Raw genomic sequence first — 18,690 nt, forward strand, 5'->3', positions numbered from 1 at the left:
GCTCCTAGATCGGCACGCTCTGCGGCCGCTTCCACCGCACCCATCCAGCGACGATCAGCCGGGTCAGGGTGAAGGCGGTAAACACCGTGGTGATGATGCCGATGCCGAGCGTCACGGCGAAGCCGCGCACCGGACCGGTGCCGATGTAGAACAGCACCGCGGCGGCAATGAAGGTCGTGATGTTGGAATCGAGGATGGTCGCGAGCGCCCGCTTGAAGCCGGCGTCGATCGCCGAGATCGCGTTGCGGCCGCCACGCAATTCCTCGCGGATGCGCTCGTAGATCAGCACGTTGGAATCGACCGCGATGCCGACGGTGAGCACGATGCCGGCGATTCCGGGCAGCGTCAGCGTCGCGTTGAGCAGCGACAGCAAGCCGAAGATCATGGCGACGTTGATGGCCACCGCGATGTTGGCGAACACGCCGAACAGCCGGTAGGTCAGGAGCATGAAGATGATGACCAGGATCGAACCGACATAGGCAGCAAGCTCGCCCTTCTCGATCGAGTCCTGACCGAGGCCCGGACCGACGGTACGTTCCTCGACCACCGTGAGCGGTGCCGGCAGCGCGCCGGCGCGCAGCAGGATCGCGAGATCGTTGGCCGATTGCACGGTGAAGCTGCCGGAGATCTGGCCCTGGCCGCCGGTGATGGGCTCGCGGATCACAGGCGCGGAGATCACCTTGTTGTCGAGCACGATCGCGAAGGGCAGCCCGACGTTCTCTTGCGTGGCCTGCGAGAATTTGCGCGCGCCTGACGTATTGAACTTGAAGCTGACGACGGGTTCACTGGTGCGCTGGTCGAAGGTCGCCTGGGCGTCGGTTAGGTCGCCGCCCGCAACCAGCACCTGCTTCTTGACCACGTAGCCGGGCGGCGGCGGCGTGGCGCTCGGCAGGAACTCGGAGTCCGGCGGCAACGCGCCCTGCTGCGCTTGGTCCGGCGGCACCGAAGGATCGACCATGCGGAATTCCATCTTTGCAGTCTTGCCCAGCAATTCCTTCAGGCGGGTCGGGTCCTGGAGGCCGGGGACCTGCACCAGGATGCGATCGTTGCCCTGGCGCTGGATGACGGGCTCGACGGTCCCGAGCTCGTTGACGCGACGTTCGACGATCTGGATCGACTGCTCGATGGTCTTGCGCATGCGCTCGATCATCGCGGCCTGCGGGATGGCGAGCCGGATCAGGCCGCCGCCAGCATCCGTCACCTCGAGGTCGCGCTGACCGCTGGATCCGACCAGTCCGCCCAGCGGCTGGGCCAGCTCGCGCAGCTTGGCGAGCGCGGCCTGCTGGTCGGATTCCTTGGTGATCCGAACCTCGGCCGCGTCGTTGCGCACGGTGACGCCGCCGGTGAAGCCGATCTTGGCATCGCGCAGCGTCCGGCGAACGTCGTCGCGGACTTGGTCGAGCCGCTCCTTCTTCACATAGTTGCCGTCGACCTCGAGCAGCAGATAGGAGCCGCCTTGAAGATCGAGGCCGAGCACGAGTCGGCGCTGCGCCCAGGCGGGCCAGGTCTTGACCTGCGCTTCGGGGAAGAAGTTCGGGACCGCGCAGAGGCACACGATCAGCGCCGTCAGGATAATCCCGAGCGCCTTCCACCGCGTGAAATACAACATCGACTGGACCTGTCAGATCAGGAGATTTGAGAGACTCGCGGAAGCGCTTACTTCGCCGCGGCGTCGTCCTTGGCGCTTTCCTTGGATTCTTTGGCCGGCTCGCCCTTGGCGCGCACGCCGGAGACCATCGAGCGCATCTGCCGCACGCGCACGCCGTCAGCAATTTCGAACTCGATCTGGTCGTCGTCGACGACCTTGGTGACCTTGCCGACGAGGCCGCCCGTGGTCACGACGGTGTCGCCGCGACGGATGTTCTTCACGAGATCGGCGTGGTCACGGACCTTCTTCTGCTGCGGACGCAGAATCAGGAAGTACATGATCACGAAGATCAGAGCGAACGGCAGTAGCGACATCAACATGCCGCTGGTGTCGCCGGCGCCCGCAGCCTGGGCATACGCAGGGGTAATCAGCATTCGGACGATCCTCGAGAGAACGGGGGAAAACCGGTCAGGCCCAAATGGCGACCGGTTCGGTCAAATTCGCGCGGACTATAGCGGCCATTGCCCCAATTGCAACGCTGCCAGACCGTCGATTTGGCCACCTTGCGGAGCGTGCTCAGGCCCGATAAAGGCTGCGTTCTCAGGAACTTCGGACATGCCCCAAAAACCAAGCAAAAGCCCGGCCGGCAAAGGCCCCCGCACCGCTGCCAGGAAGCCTGCCCGCGTCGCGGCAAAACGTCCCAAGGCGGCCTCCAAGGCAACTGCCAAGGCAGCTTCCAAGGCGACCCCTGACCTCTCCCAGGAGCGCGTCGTTCGCGCGCTGGAGACGATCGCGGCGCACCTCTCCGCCCAAGGCAAGCTCGCCGTCGAACGCGAATCGTTCAAGCAGGCGGATGCTTTCGTCTGGCACCCGGACGGCCGCCTCGCGGCGGTGCCACGGGTCAGCCGCGTCGAGCTGTTCCTGCTCAAAGGCGTCGATCGGGTGCGCGACATCCTGATCGAGAACACCGAGCGCTTCACCAATGGCCTGCCCGCCAACAACGCGCTGCTCTGGGGCGCGCGCGGCATGGGCAAGTCATCGCTGGTGAAGGCGGCGCATGCCAGCATCAACGCGGAGCGCAAACCGGCCGACAGATTGAAGCTGATCGAGATTCATCGCGAGGACATCGAGAGCCTGCCCGCACTCATGGAGCAGCTCCGCGCCTCGTTCTTCCGCTTCATCGTGTTCTGCGACGACCTCTCCTTCGACGGCAATGATGCGTCCTACAAGTCGCTCAAGGCGGTGCTCGAAGGCGGCATCGAGGGTCGGCCCGAGAACGTCATCCTCTACGCCACCTCCAACCGCCGCCATCTGCTGGCGCGCGAGATGATCGAGAACGAGCGCTCGACCGCGATCAATCCCGGCGAAGCCGTGGAGGAGAAGGTCTCGCTGTCGGATCGGTTCGGCCTCTGGCTCGGCTTCCACCGCTGCAGCCAGGACGAATATCTCGCCATGGTGCGCGGCTATTGCAGCCATTTCGGCGTCAAGGTCGACGACGAGGCGCTGGAACGCGAGGCACTGGAATGGTCCACGACGCGCGGCTCGCGCTCGGGCCGCGTCGCCTGGCAGTTCGTGCAGGAGCTTGCGGGACGGCTCGGCGTGAAGCTGACGGCGAAGTAATCAGTCGGAAGCTGTCGCCCGGCCCATCGCTGTCATTCCCCGCGCAGGCGGGGAATCCAGTATTCCAGAGACGGTTGTGATTAATCGAGAGGCTGCGGCGTACTGGACGGATTCAGTGCCGAGGCAACGCAGGCCTCACGCCCCATTCAGGAATTGAAGCGGGTCAACCGGGCTCGATCCCTTACGGATCTCGAAGTGGAGCTGCGGCGACGCCACCTCTCCGGATTGACCCGACTTGGCGATGACCTGGCCGCGCTTGATGGTATCTCCGCGCTTCACCATCAGCTCGCTCGCATGGGCATATGCGGTGACGTAGCCGTTGGAGTGCCGAACCAGGATGAGATTGCCATAACCTTTCAGCTCGTTGCCGGAATAGGCAACGACGCCGTCTTCGGCCGCCTTGATGGGCGTCCCCTCGGGCACGGCGAGATTGATGCCGTCATTGGACTTGCCATTGGTCTTGGCGCCGTAAGTCGTGACCACTTTTCCGCGCACCGGCCAGCGGAAGGTCGGCAGCGCGCTGGTGGTCTCCGCAGCTTTCGCCGGAGCTTCCGCGGTCTTCTCTTCGACATTGGCCGTGGCCTGCGCCAGGCGCGCGCTCTGCACCGGTGCGGCGACGGCCGCCATCTTGGTGGCAGGCGCAGGAGCGACCGCGACGGGCTGTAGCGTACCCACGACGGGGGCGGATCCGACCGGAGCCGCGGCAACCGGCGCCGCGAGGGCGGCAGTCCTGGCACCGGGCACGGCCAGCCGGGTGCCGAGCTTGAGCTTTGCAGACGGATTGAGGCCGTTGGCGCGGGCCAGTTCAGCCGCCGAGATGTGGTTCTTGCGGGCGATGCTGACGAGCGTGTCGCCGTGGTTCACGAAGTGCGTGCTCGGCGGCACGGCAACGGCAGCAACCGGCTTCGCAGCAGGCGCCGCCGCAACGGGAGCCATGAGCGGCGCGGGCGCAGCGGCCGTGGCCTGGTGCGGGATGATCAGCTGCTGGCCGGGCGAGAGCGACCGCGGGCCCTTATAGCCGTTGGCCGCGAGGATCGCCTGGGGCGTGACGCGATAGCGTTTGGCGAGCAACTCAAGCGTATCGCTGGTGCCGACGATGATTTTGGTTCCACCGACCGGCTGGGCGGCTGCAACCGAGCGCGGCGGCACGGTGGCCGTGGTCTCCAGATGCGGCTGCGCCGGGGGTGCGTAGGACCCCATGCCACGTCCGCCTCCAGACACACCGCCAGCTGCCGCAACCGGATAGGATTGCGGCGCGGACACCGCCGGCGGCGACAAGGGCTGCGACTGGTAGTAGCCGGACTGCGTCTGTGGCCGCGAATATTGCGGCAGCTCGCGCTGCGGCGGCGGTGCCTGCTGCACCGAACCGGTCGATTCCTGCGTGAAGGGGTTGGAGAAGTTCGACTGGGACATGCGCGACGACATGTCGGCGCTGCACCCTGCGAAGCTGAAGGAGATCAGCGCCAGCACCGCGACCTGCGGTACGCGGCGCGAGTAAAGCAACTCGGCGACTGCGGACATGGTTACTCACTCGTACGCAACAGAACTGGTCTTTTAAGTAAACACGCGCCGAGTAAATAACGGCTTAACCCTTCCAATAAGATGTTGGCCGCACAGCCAATCCGGAATTCTAGAGCTCCCGCGCCACGCCGGGCAGCGCAGGCACGAAGCGGACGTCGACGAGTTCCTTGCGCTCGATCCCGGCCTCGGTCCGGCTCAGGCGGATCAGCGTCTGCACGCCCTGATGCGGGCCGACGGGCGCGATCAGGATGCCGCCCACCTCCAGCCGCTCGATCAGGTTGTCCGGAATCTGCTCCATCGCGGCCGTGACGATGATGCGGTCGAACGGGCCGATATTGGGCGGCAGATTGAGTCCGTCGCCCAGCATCACCTCGACATTATGACAGTTGAGCTTTTCAAGCCTGATACGTGCGGCGTCCGCGAGCTTGCGGTAGCGCTCGACGGTCAACACCTGGCCGGCGAGCCGCGACAGCACCGCGGCCTGGTAGCCCGAGCCGGCGCCGATCTCGAGCACACGGTGCTTCTTCTGGAGCTGGAGCTGCTCGGTCATATAGGCGACGACGAAGGGCTGGCTGATGGTCTGCCCGCAGGCGATCGGCAGCGCGGTATCGCGATAGGCCCCGTCGCGATCAGCCTCGTCCACGAACTGCTCGCGCGGCACCTCCTCCATGGTCCGCAGGATCGCCTGGTCGCTGATACCCCGGCGCCTCAGCGTGAGCTGAAACATCATCTTTTCCGGCGGGTGCTGATGGGAGGTCATTGCCTGCTTATGCTGTTTTGGGGATCCGGGATGCCAACCCCGGGGCGCGAGAATCTTGTTCCGGTTCAGGAACCCGTGGTACGCTTCTGCTGGCGTATCTGACCACAAATCGGCTTGCAACGGGCGAGCCTCGATGGCCATTTCAGACATCCGATCGTCGAAACGCGCATTGCGTCGATTCACGTTATCTGCGAACGTTTTTGGCAATGGGCAAGGACTCTACCATGACCGCGACGGGGCTTTCAGGCCGCTCTGTATTCCTCGTCGAAGACGAGGTGATGATCAGGATGATGGTCGCGGATATGCTCGAAGAGCTGGGCTACAAGGTCGCGGCTGAGGCGGGCGACATCACCGAAGCCATGCGGCTCGCCCAGGCAACCGAGTTCGACATCGCCATTCTCGACGTCAACGTCAACGGCAAGGTCATCTCGCCGGTCGCCGATGTCATCAAGGCGAAAGGCTGCCCGTTCATCTTCGCCACCGGCTACGGCTCCTCCGGGCTCCCCGAGCAGTACCGCGATCGGCCGGCGCTTCAGAAGCCGTTTCAGCTCGACGCGCTCGGCAAGACCATCGAAGCCGCGCTTCGCGGCGGCTAGGCCTTAAGTTCCAGCAGACTTACTTCAGCGTCGCACTCAGCGCCTCGGAAAACGCTTCGTTGGTGCGGTCGAGCCTGAGCGGCGTGACGGAGACGTAGCGTCCGCGCAGCGCCGCGAGATCGGTGCCTTCGGCGGGCGTATCAATCATCGCCGCGCGCTCGAAGCCGATCCAGAAATAGGGATTGCCGCGGCCGTCCTTGCGCTCGTCGATCCTGAGGAAGCCGAGATTGCGCTTGCCCTGCCGCGTCACGCGGATGCCCAGCACATCTTCCGGCGCGCAAGCCGGGAAGTTGACGTTGATGACCGTGTCCTTCGGGATGCCGGCGGCGATCACCTTGCGCAGGATGTCGGGGCCGAATTTGCGCGCTGTGTCCCACAGCGGCCGGTCGCGGGTCTCGACGCTGAATTCCTGCGACAGTGCGAACGACGGCAGCCCCAGGATGGTGCCTTCCAGCGCACCGGCGATGGTGCCGGAATAGACCACGTCCTCGGCGACGTTGCGGCCCTTGTTGACGCCCGACAGCACGACATCGGGCAGCTTGGCGCCGAGGATATGGCGCGCGCCCATGATGACGCAGTCGGTCGGCGTGCCGCGCACGGCGAAGTGCCGCGGGCCGACTTCGCGCAGGCGCAGAGGATCGTTCAGCGACAGCGAATGCGACACGCCGGACTGGTCGAGCTCAGGCGCGACCACCCAGACGTCATCGGACAATGCGCGTGCGATCTCCTCCAGCACCTTGAGGCCGGGGGCGTGGATGCCGTCGTCATTGGTGCAGAGAATGCGCATGCGAAAGGTCGATTCCTGAAACGGGTCTGATCCGTCTTATCCGGCTGGGGCCGATCAGGCAAACCGGCCGATCGGGGCCGGCGGCCGTTCCCGGTTCTGTTAGCGGCGAACGCGCCATTGCGGCAGGAAGCGCGCCAGCCGGCCCTCCGCATGCAGCTTCATCGCCGGCACGACCGGGCTCACGATTGGAGCCTCGATCACGCCGAGCGCCTCCAGCTGTTCAACGAACGGGTCCGCCACCGGCGCCTGCGGAAAGCGTTCCCGTGCCATCGTCAGCGCGTTGTCGAAATCCGCGGCATTCACGCCGGGCTTGGCCCGCCGGCTCTGGACCAGATCGTCGTCCCAGAGCCGCGCGATCGCGATGTCGAGCACGCCACGCAGCCGCTGATCGACAGCCTGGATGCCGGCACCTGTCACCGCCCATTGTCTGCCGACCCAGAAGATGTCGCGGTGCAAGGCCATGAACGAGGGGTTCGCGTTGTCGGGTGGTCGGCAGGATAACCGGCCGCCCGATCTTCGCAACCAAACGTTTCTGCGTTGCGGGCGAGCAACGCGCCCTACTCGCGCGCGACCACCTTGAGCCCGCCCATATAGGGCTGGAGCACGCTGGGGACCGCGATCGAGCCGTCCTCCTGCTGATAGGTCTCCATCACCGCGATGAGCGCGCGGCCGAGCGCGGTGCCGGAGCCGTTCAGCGTGTGCACGAAGCGGGGCTTGCCGTCCGGCCCGCGCGAGCGCGCATCCATGCGTCGCGCTTGGAAGTCACCGCAGACCGAGCAGCTCGAGATCTCGCGGAACATGCCGCCGTCGCCCTGCCCGGGCATCCAGACTTCGATGTCATAGGTTTTTTGCGACGAGAAACCCATATCTCCTGCGCAGAGCGTCATCACACGGTAGTGCAGGTCGAGCTTCTGCAACACCTGTTCGGCGCAGGACAGCATCCGCTCCAGCTCGTCCTTGCTCACCTCCGGCGTCGTGATCGAGACCAACTCGACCTTGGTGAACTGGTGTTGGCGTATCATGCCGCGGGTGTCGCGCCCGGCCGCGCCCGCTTCGGCGCGGAAACACGGCGTCAACGCCGTGAGCCGCATCGGCAGCTGCTTCTCGTCGAGAATGGATTCGCGAACGAGATTGGTGAGGGCAACCTCGGCGGTCGGGATGAGGCCGAGGCGCTCGGTCATCAGCCGCTCAGAGTCCGGCGCGGCCAGGAGCTCGCCCTTGATCGCCCAGAACTGATCGTCCTCGAATTTCGGCAATTGCCCGGTGCCGAACATCACCTCGTTGCGCACCAGCAGCGGCGGGTTGATCTCGGTGTAGCCGTGCTCGTTGGTATGCAGGTCGAGCATGAACTGGCCGAGCGCGCGCTCCAGCCTCGCCAACCCCTTTTTCAGCACGACGAAGCGCGCGCCGGAAAGTTTTGCCGCCGCCTCGAAGTCCATATAGCCGAGCGCGGTGCCGAGATCGTCATGCAGCTTCGGCGCGAAGCCGTAGTTGCGCTTGTTGCCGAACACATGGTGCTGAACGTTGCCGTGCTCGTCGACACCATCGGGCACTTCATCGAATGGAATGTTCGGGATCGCGGACAGCTCCATTGTCAGCAACTCGTCGGCAGCCTTCGCGGCCGCCTCGAGCTCCGGCATCGTTGTCTTCAGCTCGGCGACCTCCGCCATCAGCCTGGCCGCGCGCGTCTCGTCCTTGGCCTTCTTGGCGTCGCCGATCTCCTTGGAGGCCGCATTGCGCCGCGCCTGCGCCTGCTCCGAGGCCAGGATCGCCGCCCGCCGCTTCTCGTCGATCGCGAGCAGCGACGCCGACAACGGCTTCAGGCCACGCCGGGCGAGGCCAGCGTCGAAGGCTTGCGGATTGTCGCGGATCGATTTGATGTCGTGCATGGCTGTGATCCTGGGGCCGCGCGTAAACAGTCAACGTGAATGTTGACGATTTACATGTGCGCGTCTCCTAGCATGACTGTCATCATCCGCGAAGGCGGATGATCCAGTATTCCAGAGAGGTCAATGATTCCCCGAGAGGCCGCGGTGTGCTGGATCCCCGCCTTCGCGGGGAATGACATCTCGTCCCTACTCCGCCGGATTAGCCGGGGTCGATACGTCAGTGCCGGTGGCCGCCTTTGAAGCTGCCGCCTTCTTCTCCACAATGCTCACCGCGATGATCGAGCCCTCGTAGAGCGCGAGCAAGGGGATCGCGAGCGAGCACTGGCTGAGCACGTCGGGGGGCGTCAGCACGGCCGCGATCACGAAGGCGATGACGATGAAATAGCGGCGCTTCTCGCGCAGCATTTTTGCCGAGACGATGCCGATCCGGCCCAAGAGCGTCAGGATCACCGGGAGCTGGAAAGCGATGCCGAAGGCAAAGATCAGCGACATCATCAGCGACAGATATTCGCCGACCTTGGGCAGCAGCTGGATCTGCGCGGTCTCGTCGCTGCCGGCCTGCTGCATGCCGAGCGAGAAGCGGACCAGCATCGGCAGCACGACGAAATAGACCAGCGCTGCGCCCAGCACGAAGAAGAACGGTGTCGCGACCAGATACGGGACGAAGGCATTCTTCTCGTGCTTGTACAGGCCAGGCGCGACGAATTTGTAGATCTGGGTCGCGACGATCGGGAACGAGATGAAGCCGGCGCCGAACAGTGCAAGCTTGAGCTGGGTGATGAAATATTCCAGCAGCGCCGTATAGATGAATTTGGAGTTCTCGGGGCCCGCGACCCACACGAACGGCCAGACCAGCACGTTGTAGATTTGCTTGGCGAAGAAGAAGCACAAGATGAAGGCCACGCCGAAGCCGAGCAGCGCCTTGATCAGCCGCGACCGCAGCTCGATCAGATGGTCCATCAATGGGGCTTTGCTGGCCTCGATATCGGCGTCGCTCATGACGCTTTGGCGTCCTTGATCGCTTCGGATGGCGCGGTGTCCTGTGCGACCTGCGCCTGCTCGACCTCACGTGTGATGGCGAGCGGCTCGTTCACGGCCGCATGCGCTTCGGCCTCCACGAAGGTCTCCGGCGTCGGCGCTTCCGGAGTGGTCGGGGTGACCGGCGCGTCACTTGACGTCGTCGGCGCGTCACTTGAAGTCGCCGTCGCTTCAATCGAAGTCGCCGGCGGTTCGACCGCCGTGGTGGTCGTCTCGGCCGGCTTGTCCAGCGCATCGACGCGGAGTGCGTCGCTGACGTCCTTCTGCAGCGAGGTCATCAGATTCTTGCCGGCAAAACCGGAAGCCGCTTCCTTGACCTCATCGAAGCTCTTCTTGAGGTCGGCCATTTCGGCCTCGCGCATCGCTTCCTGGAATTGGCCCTGGAATTCGGCGGCCATCTTGCGGGCCTTGCCCATCCACTGCCCGACCATGCGCAGCACGCCCGGCAGCTCTTTCGGGCCGATGGCCACCAGGGCCACGACCCCGATCAGGACCAGTTCACTCCACCCGATGTCGAACATGAGGCCTTCCGTTCACGCCAGCCGCGACCGGCCCAATCCCTTGCGTGCAGGATCAGGGCCGCTACCCGCGTCTCGCGTACTCTGCTCAGACGGCCTTGCTGCCGACGTCGGACCGTGCCGCGGTCGGCGCGGCAGTGTGCTCGAGGGACTTGGCCGGCTCGGGCTTGTCGGCGACCTTGTCGTCGTCCTGCATGCCCTTCTTGAACGCCTTGATGCCCTGCGCCACGTCGCCCATCAGATCCGAAATCTTGCCGCGGCCGAACAGAAGCAGGACCACTGCGATCACCAGGATCCAGTGCCAAATGCTAAGTGAACCCATCCTGCAATCCTCCAAACGCGTATGGCCGGGGACCGGCCGATCTTTACAGAAACCTAGGCTTGGCAGGTGTCAAAAACAAGGACCAAGGCAGCGCCAATTCGCTGTTGGCGCTACGTAATCTTGCTAGTGTTAACTGGTCGCAGGGGCCGGTAAAAGGCCGGGACGTCAGTCCGCGCTGCCGCCCTCGCCACCCTCATTGCCGTCTTCCGGCGGCGTCTCGGGCTCGACCGCAGGTGCCAGCGCCAGATCGAGGTCCTCGCCCGGTTCCAACGGATCCTCGTCCTCACGCAGTTGCGGGTCGTCCGACGGCGTCGGCACGCTGAATCCGGTCGGCAGACGCGAATCCAGCAGGCCCGTGCCCTTCAGCTCCTCCAAGCCCGGCAGATCGCCGAGCTGTTCCAGAGTGAACTGCGACAGGAAGTCCTCGGTGGTTCCGAAGGTCAAGGGACGCCCCGGTGTCTTGCGACGGCCGCGCGGCTTGATCCAGCCGGTTTCCAGCAGCACGTCCAGTGTGCCCTTCGAGGTGACGACGCCGCGGATCTCCTCGATCTCGGCGCGCGTCACGGGCTGGTGATAGGCGATGATCGCGAGCACCTCGATCGCGGCGCGCGACAGGCGGCGGGTCTCGGTGCTCTCACGGGTCATCAGCCAGGCGAGATCGCCCGCGGTGCGGAAGGTCCATTTGTTGGCGACCCGCACGAGGTTCACGCCGCGCAAGGAATAGTCGGCCTGCAACTGCTCGAGCGCGGCCTTCACGTCCACGCCCTCGGGCATGCGCTTGGCCAGCGTCGCGGTGTCCAACGGTTCATTCGAAGCGAACAGCAGCGCTTCCAGCAGCCGCAATTCTTCGGGACGCGCCTGGGATTCGTTCTCCATCGGCTCGGCCTCATCTACCCGCACTTCAGCCAGGCTTGCCATGGCAGATTCTCCTTGTTGCACTTAAGCGACCGGCGCATCGGGCGCAGGAGCTGCGTCCGCGATCGGCTGAGGGCGCCCCTTCCGGAAATAGATGGGCGAAAACGCCTCTTTCTGGTTCAGCTCGAGCTGACCTTCACGCACCAGTTCGAGCGCAGCCGCAAAACTCGAAGCCAGCACCGTCGCGCGCTGCGTCGGATCGGCGACGTGCCGGAGCAAATAGTCGTCGAGAACGCCCCAGTCGTCCTGTTCGCTGATGCTGCCGACCAGCCGCTCCAGCGTGGCGCGCGCCTCGGCGAGCGACCACACCGTGCGCTTGGCCAGATGCACGCTCGCCAGCACGCGCGACTGGCGCTGCGAGGCATAGGCGGTGAGCAGGTCATAGAGCGTCGCGGTGTATTTCGGATGCTTGATCTCGGCGATCTGCTCGGGCTCACCGCGCGGGAAGATGTCGCGCAGCAATTGTTGCCTGTTCATCAGCCGGTTGGCGGCTTCGCGAATGGCTTCCAGCCGGCGCAGGCGGTTGGCGAGCGCCGTCGCCATCTGCTCCGCGCTCGGGCCGTCCGCACTCGGCGGCTCCGGCAGCAGCAGGCGCGATTTCAGGAAGGCGAGCCAGGCCGCCATCACGAGATAATCGGCGGCAAGCTCGAGCCGGATCTTTCGCGCGGCTTCGATGAAGTGGAGATACTGGTCGGCGAGCGCCAGGATCGAGATCTTGGCGAGATCGACCTTCTGCTGCCGCGCCAGTGCGAGCAGCAGGTCGAGCGGCCCCTCATAGCCCTCGACGTCCACCACCAACGCCGGCTCACCCTCGGCGAGTTCTGCGGGCCGCCCGGTTTCAAACGATAGGATTTCTGCGGTCATGCCGATGCCGTGTTTGCCCGTGCGATCAATGCGTCCAGTTCGGCGCGTGCGGCCGCGCGGTCGAGCGGCTGCGGTGCTTTACGCGCCGCGAGCGCGGCGTTTGCCCGCTCCAGCGCCCTGCCCGCCAATTCAGGTGTCTGGCCGGCGACCTCGCGCATCTCCTCGATGTTGCCGTTGCAATGCAGGGCCACGTCGCAGCCGGCCGCGAAGATGGCGCGGGTCCGTTCGGCGATATTCCCCGACAGCGCGTTCATCGACACGTCATCACTCATTAACAAACCCTGGAACCCAATCACGCCGCGAATCACTTCAGCGATCATTGTCGCAGATGTCGTCCCCGGATGGGCGGGGTCGACCGCGCTAAACACAACATGTGCAGTCATGGCCATCGGCAAATCCGCCAGCGGCTTGAATGCCGCGAAGTCGGTCCGCTCCAGTTCGTCCCTGGATGTATCGACCGTCGGCAGCTTGAAATGAGTATCGGCGGTGGCTCGCCCATGGCCGGGAATGTGCTTGAGGACCGGCAGCACGCCTCCCTGTTCCAAGCCCTCGGTGACGGCCCGGGCAATCGCCGCGACCTTGCCCGGCTCAGTGCCATAGGCTCGATTTCCGATGACTGCATCGGCGCCGGCCACGGGAACGTCGGCCAGGGGCAAACAATCCACGGTAATGCCGAGATCGGCGAGATCGGCCGCGATCAGCCGGGCGCTGAGGCGCGCCGCGGTCAGCCCGAGCGCCGAATCAATGTCGTAGAGGCCTGCGAAAATGGCGCCCGGCGGATAGACCGGCCAATGCGGCGGTCCCAGCCGTTGCACCCGTCCGCCCTCCTGGTCGATCAGGACAGGGGCATCAGCAGAACCCGCAGCCGCTCGCAATTCCGCAACGAGTGCAGCAACTTGAGCCGGCGTCTCAATATTGCGCTTGAAGAGGATGAAGCCCCATGGGCGTTCGCTGCGGATAAACTCCCGCTCTACGGCGGTCAGTTCCGTTCCGGATACGCCCGTAATGAAGGCCCGCGTGCTCATAACGGCCGATTAACCCTGACCCGCGAGGGGGTCAAGGAAACGGCCGTTAATTCCTCTGGATGAGACACTGTGGTCCACCGGCAGCCTTCAGGCTGTTGCAGACCTGCGTCGCTTCCGCGGCCGAACCATAGGGCCCGGCGAAGGCGCGGTAGACGATACCCTTGCCCTTGTCAGTCAGATCGGTCCGCTTGATCACCGCCGAGCGCGATCCAAGGATGCTACCATACTTGCCCTGAAGCACCCGGTAAGATGCGGCGGCGCTGTCCTCGTTCTGCTGCGACGAGACCTGTACGATATAGCCGCCGCCACTGCTGGCGGGCGCGAGTTGCGTCGGGTTGCTCGCAGCCATCCGCTGCGGCGGTTCGGCTGGCGGCGCCTGCGGCGCCAGCGACATCGGCTGGTTGGCACTGGCATTGGCCGAGGTCGGGGGCGTATGCGGGGCGATCGGCGCAGCTGGTGCCGCGAGCGTCTTCGGCGCAGTTGCCGTCCTGGCCGCAGCCGATTGCGGCGCCGCGCTATCGTTCTGATCGCCCTTCACGGCCACAGTCCTGATCGGGCGCGGCGAATTGTTCGGCAGCGTCCCGTTGCTCGGGCTCGGACCCGCACCCGACGGCGGAATACTGGACGGCGACACGCTCGCGACCGGAGGCGGGTTCGCGTTCTGATTCAGCGGCGGGAACACCACACGGGGACCTCCCGCCTTAGCGTTGACGTCAACAGGCGCTTCCTCGCGCGGCACGATCTTCTCGGTGCCATCGCCGGTGACCATGCGGTCCGGCACTTTCGCCGAAGAATCCGACGGCGCCGGCACGACCTTGGTCGGCGTGTTGTCGGCCCTGATGATCGGCGGCTCCCCGCTGCGGGGCGAGCCCACATAGGTCTTGTAGGCGAAGGCAGCGCCGGTCCCGACCACGGCAAGCGCCAGGATCGCCGCGACCGTCATCATGCCGCCGCGCTGCTTTTTCGGCTCGTCGAGATCCGCCTCGGGATAGTCGCTCTGGAACGCGTAAGGATCGTCGGGATAGGCGGGGTCGCGCTGGTAGTCCTGCTCGCCCGCCTCCAGCCGTCCGTAGAGCGCATCGTCGTAGCGCGCCGGATCGGGCTGCTGATAGACTTGCTCCCGGTAAGCCTGATCGGGCTGCTGGTAGGCCTGATCCTGGTAGGCCTGAGCTTGATAAGCCTGATCCTGGTAGGCGGGATCCTGATGGGCCTGCGGCTGATGAAAATCAGGCTCCGGCGCGGTCGGCTGGGCTGAATAGCGATGCAACGGATGAACCGGGGTTCCGGAAACGGGATAGGCAGGCTCAGGGGGTGGCGCGGGCTGCACATTGGCGCGCCGCATCCATGAGGGTGGTCCGGGCGGCGGCGAGGCCTGCTCGGCATGGTCCTGCTGGTAATCGTCCTGCCGGTAGTCGTGGTCCTGATAGCCCTGGGCAGGCGCTGCTGGCGGGTGCGCGCCGGGCCGCCCCTGCGCTGCGAACGGATCGGTCTGCCCGATCAGGCGAGCGAGCTCGGCCAAGGGATCGCCGCTCTCGGCCCTCCCATGCTGATCACCACCGCGATCATAGTCATCGGAAGGAAACGGTCTGTCCTGATATCGTTCGGCCATCGTGATGATGCGTCCCTTCGGGAAAGCCGCACGCCCCCTCGACCAAGGCACGGCTTTCGACCCACAAGGCTTTCAACCAAGTCTAAGCGATCCGGCTTCTGCCGGTTACCCCCAACAATCCCCTTAAGTAGTTCGCCCCAAACTACCGCATCTCGTCCGGAGCATGGACGCCGAGGATGGCGAGGCCCGATGCCAGGACAGAGACGACGCCCTGGACCATGGCCAGCCGCGCCTTCGTTAGAAGTGCATCATTATTGATAATGAAGCGTAAATAGGGCAAATCGCGCCCCTTCGTCCAAAGTGCATGAAATTCGCTGGCTAAATCATAGAGATAGAAGGCAATTCGGTGCGGCTCGTGGGCGCTTGCGGCCGCTTCCAGCATGCGCGGAAAAATTGCGAGCCGCTTGAGAAGGTCGAGCTCAGCCGGGTCCGACAGCCGCTCTACCGCCGACTCAGCGAGCCATGCGATGCGCTTTTCCGTATCCTCGGGGAGCTCCGGGAACACCTCCGCGCGTGCGTTGCGGAAGATCGAGTGGCCACGGGCGTGACCGTACTGGACGTAGAACACCGGATTGTCGCGCGACTGTTCCATGACCTTGGCGAGGTCGAAGTCGAGCACCGCATCGTTCTTGCGATAGAGCATCATGAAGCGGACGGCGTCCTGGCCGACCTCATCCACCACCTCACGCAAGGTGACGAAGTCCCCGCTCCGCTTCGACATTTTCACCGGCTCGCCGTTGCGCAGCAATTTCACGAGCTGGACGATCTTGACGTCGAGCGCCCCCTTGCCGGAGGTCGTCGCCTTCACCGCCGCCTGCATGCGCTTGATGTAGCCGCCGTGGTCGGCGCCCCAGACGTCGATCATCTCGGCAAAGCCGCGGTCGAACTTGTTCTTGTGGTAGGCGATGTCGGAGGCGAAGTAGGTGTAAGAATTGTCTGACTTGATCAGCGGACGATCGACGTCGTCGCCATAGGCCGTCGCCTTGAACAGCAGCTGCTCGCGATCTTCCCAATCTTCGGCCGGAGCGCCCTTAGGCCGCGGCAGGCGGCCCTGATAGATGTCGCCCTTGGCGCGCAGGAAATCGATCGTCTCGGCGACCTTGTTGTTGCCGGGGTCCAGCAGCGAGCGCTCCGAAAAGAACACGTCGTGGCGGATGTTCAGCGCGCCGAGATCGCCCTTGATCTCGTCCATCATCATTGCGATCGCCTTGGCGCGCACCGTCGGCAGCCATGCGGCCTCGCTCATTGCGAGGAGCTTGTCGCCATGCTCCTTCACCAGCGCTTGCCCGACTGGCTTCAGATAGTCGCCGGGATAAAGGCCTTCCGGAATCGCGCCGATGTCCTCGCCGAGCGCTTCGCGATACCGGAGGAACGCCGAGCGGGCGAGCACGTCGACCTGCGCGCCGGCGTCGTTGATGTAGTATTCGCGCGTGACGTCACGGCCTGCGAACTCAAGCAGGCTCGCCAGCGCGTCGCCGAACACGGCGCCGCGGCAATGGCCAACATGCATCGGCCCGGTCGGATTGGCCGAGACGTATTCGACATTGACCTTCGAGCCACCGCGGGCGCGGCCGTAATCGGCGCCCTCGCGCAGCACCGTGCGTAGCGCTTCCACCCAGGCAGCCGGCTTCAGCGTCAGGTTGATGAAGCCTGGGCCGGCGACGTCCACCTTGGCGATCAGGGTATCCGCGCGCAGCCGCTTGGCAATCTGCTCGGCGAGATCGCGCGGCTTTGCCTTTGCCTCTTTCGCAAGCACCATGGCGACGTTGGTCGCCATGTCGCCATGGGTGGCGTCGCGCGGCGGCTCGACCACCACGCGCGAGAAATCGATACCCTCGGGCCAGTTGGCTTCCGTCGCGAGCGCGCGGCAGACCGCGTGCACGCGTGCGAGCACGTCGGCGAACAGGTGCAGTGCTGAGGATGTGTCGGGCATGGGCGCCGCCTAACGCAAATCCGGGGTCGAGTCAAAGAGCCGCTGGTGCTCGGTCAGAGCGAAACGGTCGGTCATTCCAGCAATGAAATTGCCGATCCGCCGGGCCCGGTCGCCTTCATTGTCCGCCTCCGCCCCGACCAGCCATTCCGGCGGCAGCTCGCCGGGCGATTTGAGGTATTTGGCGAACAGGTCGAATAGGATCTGTTCCGCCTCGCCCATCACCCGCATGACCCGCTTGTGGCGGTACATGTGCTGATAGAGAAAGCGCTTGATGGCGGCCTCCTCCTCGGCGACCGCGGCGGGGAACGCGATCAGCGCCCGGCTCTGCCGGCGCACGTCCTGGGCGGATTGCGGTTTGACGGCGGCAAGGTTCTTCTGCGCCTCGGCGAATACCGCGCCGATCAGATGCGAGATCAGCTCGCGCACCAGTTCGGCGCCGCGCCTGACGTCTTCGAGGTCGGGGTAATGCGCGGAGGTCTCGCCGATGATCTCCGCGGTCAACGGCATCACCTTGAGGTCGTCGAGGTGAAACAGGCCGGCGCGCAGGCCGTCGTCGATGTCGTGGGCATCATAGGCGATGTCGTCGGCAATCGCGGCGACCTGTGCTTCGAGCGAGGCGAAGCTCCACAATTCGAGATCGTAGATCTTGATGTAGTCGGCGATGCCGACGGGAATGCCGTGCTCGCGATAATGCCCGACCGGCGCGCCGCTGCGATCGGTCAGCGGACCGTTGTGCTTGACGATGCCCTCCAGCGCCTCCCAGGTCAGGTTGAGCCCGTCGAAATCAGGATAGCGGTGCTCCAGCGCCGCAACGACGCGCAAGGTCTGGGCGTTGTGGTCGAAGCCGCCAAACTCCTTCAGGCAGGCGTCCAGTGCCCGCTCGCCCGCATGCCCGAAGGGCGGATGGCCGAGGTCGTGGGCGAGCGCGAGGGTTTCCGTGAGATCCTCGTCCAGCCCGAGCTGCCGGGCCAGCGCGCGGGCGATCTGCGCCACCTCCAGCGAATGGGTCAGCCGGGTGCGATAGTGGTCGCCCTCGTGGAACACAAACACCTGGGTCTTGTACTTCAGCCGACGGAACGCGGTGGAATGGATCACCCGGTCGCAATCCCGCCGGAACGGGCTGCGGGTCTGGCTCGGCGGTTCCGCAACCAACCGGCCGCGGCTGCGCTCGGGATCGCAGGCATAGGGCGCGTGGGGGGCAGCCATTCCGACGGACACGGCGAATTTAGTCTCTATCCATTTGATTCTGCGTATGGTGGTACTTAACTATGCCGCACCCGGGATACCAAATGAATTGGGCAAGTAACCTTCAAGTGCCCCTTCCTTCAGGTGCCCTTGGTGTGACCGCGGGACTATCGGAGACGAACGATGACGACTGACGTGACCATCAGTGACAAGGCCGCACGCCGGATTGGGGAGATCCTCAAAGGCGAAGGGTCTGGCGCGATGCTGCGGATCTCGGTCGAGGGCGGCGGCTGCTCCGGCTTCCAGTACAAGTTCGACATTGACCGTGCCCGCACCGACGACGATCTCGTGATCGAGCAGGACAATGCGGTGGTGCTGGTCGATTCCGCCTCGCAACCGTTCCTGGCGGGCTCGCAGGTCGATTTCGTCGACGATCTGATCGGCGCCTCGTTCCGCGTCAACAATCCGAACGCCACCGCGTCCTGCGGCTGCGGGACCAGCTTCTCGATCTGACGTCGCC

Annotated in this window: 19 protein-coding genes; 3 read left to right on the plus strand and 16 right to left on the minus strand. The window is 64.9% G+C overall.

Going from position 1 to position 18,690, the window contains the following annotated elements:
- Positions 1 to 4: 4 nt before the first annotated feature.
- Together secD and yajC are read right to left on the minus strand one after the other, a co-directional pair.
- Positions 5 to 1,609: a protein translocase subunit SecD gene (gene secD, locus ABIB00_RS27285; protein WP_247349155.1), complete on the minus strand. Its 1,605-nt coding sequence runs from the start codon at positions 1,607 to 1,609 to the stop codon at positions 5 to 7.
- Between the two features lie 47 nt (positions 1,610 to 1,656).
- Positions 1,657 to 2,022, minus strand: a complete 366-nt coding sequence (yajC, locus tag ABIB00_RS27290) for a preprotein translocase subunit YajC (RefSeq protein WP_247349156.1) — start codon at positions 2,020 to 2,022, stop codon at positions 1,657 to 1,659.
- A gap of 181 nt (positions 2,023 to 2,203) precedes the next feature.
- On the opposite strand from yajC, the gene ABIB00_RS27295 reads away from it, so the two are divergent.
- Positions 2,204 to 3,208, plus strand: coding sequence for an ATP-binding protein (locus tag ABIB00_RS27295; RefSeq protein ID WP_354106496.1), 1,005 nt, complete (start codon positions 2,204 to 2,206; stop codon positions 3,206 to 3,208).
- A gap of 135 nt (positions 3,209 to 3,343) precedes the next feature.
- Here the strand turns inward: ABIB00_RS27295 and ABIB00_RS27300 are convergent, their stop codons facing one another.
- Positions 3,344 to 4,729, minus strand: a complete 1,386-nt coding sequence (locus ABIB00_RS27300) for a peptidoglycan DD-metalloendopeptidase family protein (protein WP_354106497.1) — start codon at positions 4,727 to 4,729, stop codon at positions 3,344 to 3,346.
- Positions 4,730 to 4,838: 109 nt separating this feature from the next.
- A complete protein-coding gene (locus ABIB00_RS27305; protein ID WP_247349468.1) occupies positions 4,839 to 5,489 on the minus strand; it encodes a protein-L-isoaspartate(D-aspartate) O-methyltransferase in 651 nt (216 codons plus the stop codon).
- Between the two features lie 224 nt (positions 5,490 to 5,713).
- Between ABIB00_RS27305 and ABIB00_RS27310 the strand changes: the two genes are divergently transcribed.
- Positions 5,714 to 6,085, plus strand: a complete 372-nt coding sequence (locus ABIB00_RS27310; protein ID WP_008547195.1) for a response regulator — start codon at positions 5,714 to 5,716, stop codon at positions 6,083 to 6,085.
- A 19-nt stretch (positions 6,086 to 6,104) separates the two neighbouring features.
- On the opposite strand, the gene surE is transcribed toward ABIB00_RS27310, so the two are convergent.
- From surE to ABIB00_RS27370, 12 genes are all read right to left on the minus strand, one after another.
- Positions 6,105 to 6,872 carry a 5'/3'-nucleotidase SurE gene (gene surE / locus ABIB00_RS27315; RefSeq protein ID WP_247349159.1) on the minus strand — a complete coding sequence of 256 codons (768 nt, stop codon included), beginning with the start codon at positions 6,870 to 6,872 and terminating at the stop codon, positions 6,105 to 6,107.
- Between the two features lie 99 nt (positions 6,873 to 6,971).
- Entirely contained in the window at positions 6,972 to 7,334 is a 363-nt protein-coding gene (locus ABIB00_RS27320; RefSeq protein WP_247349160.1) for a hypothetical protein, read from the minus strand.
- Positions 7,335 to 7,429: 95 nt separating this feature from the next.
- A complete protein-coding gene (gene serS, locus ABIB00_RS27325; RefSeq protein WP_354106498.1) occupies positions 7,430 to 8,761 on the minus strand; it encodes a serine--tRNA ligase in 1,332 nt (443 codons plus the stop codon).
- 186 nt (positions 8,762 to 8,947) lie between these two features.
- Positions 8,948 to 9,760, minus strand: coding sequence for a twin-arginine translocase subunit TatC (tatC, locus tag ABIB00_RS27330; RefSeq protein WP_354106499.1), 813 nt, complete (start codon positions 9,758 to 9,760; stop codon positions 8,948 to 8,950).
- Positions 9,757 to 10,320: a Sec-independent protein translocase protein TatB gene (tatB, locus tag ABIB00_RS27335; protein WP_354106500.1), complete on the minus strand. Its 564-nt coding sequence runs from the start codon at positions 10,318 to 10,320 to the stop codon at positions 9,757 to 9,759. The genes tatC and tatB overlap by 4 nt, the downstream gene beginning before the upstream one ends.
- Before the next feature lie 85 nt (positions 10,321 to 10,405).
- Complete coding sequence (locus tag ABIB00_RS27340; RefSeq protein ID WP_247349164.1) at positions 10,406 to 10,639, minus strand: twin-arginine translocase TatA/TatE family subunit; 234 nt, start codon at positions 10,637 to 10,639, stop codon at positions 10,406 to 10,408.
- Positions 10,640 to 10,804: 165 nt separating this feature from the next.
- The gene (scpB, locus tag ABIB00_RS27345) at positions 10,805 to 11,557 is read right to left on the minus strand and encodes an SMC-Scp complex subunit ScpB (RefSeq protein WP_354106501.1); all 753 of its coding nucleotides are present in this window, start codon (positions 11,555 to 11,557) and stop codon (positions 10,805 to 10,807) included.
- Between the two features lie 21 nt (positions 11,558 to 11,578).
- Positions 11,579 to 12,418 carry a segregation and condensation protein A gene (locus tag ABIB00_RS27350; RefSeq protein ID WP_247446607.1) on the minus strand — a complete coding sequence of 280 codons (840 nt, stop codon included), beginning with the start codon at positions 12,416 to 12,418 and terminating at the stop codon, positions 11,579 to 11,581.
- Positions 12,415 to 13,443, minus strand: coding sequence for a beta-N-acetylhexosaminidase (gene nagZ, locus ABIB00_RS27355; RefSeq protein ID WP_354106502.1), 1,029 nt, complete (start codon positions 13,441 to 13,443; stop codon positions 12,415 to 12,417). The genes ABIB00_RS27350 and nagZ overlap by 4 nt, the downstream gene beginning before the upstream one ends.
- 46 nt (positions 13,444 to 13,489) lie before the next feature.
- Entirely contained in the window at positions 13,490 to 15,052 is a 1,563-nt protein-coding gene (locus ABIB00_RS27360) for an SPOR domain-containing protein (protein WP_354106503.1), read from the minus strand.
- Positions 15,053 to 15,194: 142 nt separating this feature from the next.
- The gene (gene argS / locus ABIB00_RS27365) at positions 15,195 to 16,985 is read right to left on the minus strand and encodes an arginine--tRNA ligase (protein ID WP_354106504.1); all 1,791 of its coding nucleotides are present in this window, start codon (positions 16,983 to 16,985) and stop codon (positions 15,195 to 15,197) included.
- A 9-nt stretch (positions 16,986 to 16,994) separates the two neighbouring features.
- Positions 16,995 to 18,203 (minus strand): deoxyguanosinetriphosphate triphosphohydrolase, encoded by a 1,209-nt coding sequence (locus ABIB00_RS27370; protein ID WP_247349171.1) that lies wholly within the window; start codon positions 18,201 to 18,203, stop codon positions 16,995 to 16,997.
- A gap of 150 nt (positions 18,204 to 18,353) precedes the next feature.
- On the opposite strand from ABIB00_RS27370, the gene erpA reads away from it, so the two are divergent.
- A complete protein-coding gene (gene erpA / locus ABIB00_RS27375) occupies positions 18,354 to 18,683 on the plus strand; it encodes an iron-sulfur cluster insertion protein ErpA (RefSeq protein ID WP_007610737.1) in 330 nt (109 codons plus the stop codon).
- Positions 18,684 to 18,690 lie beyond the last annotated feature (7 nt).

Source organism: Bradyrhizobium sp. LB14.3, assembly GCF_040547985.1.
In the GTDB taxonomy this organism is placed as follows: Bacteria; Pseudomonadota; Alphaproteobacteria; order Rhizobiales; family Xanthobacteraceae; genus Bradyrhizobium.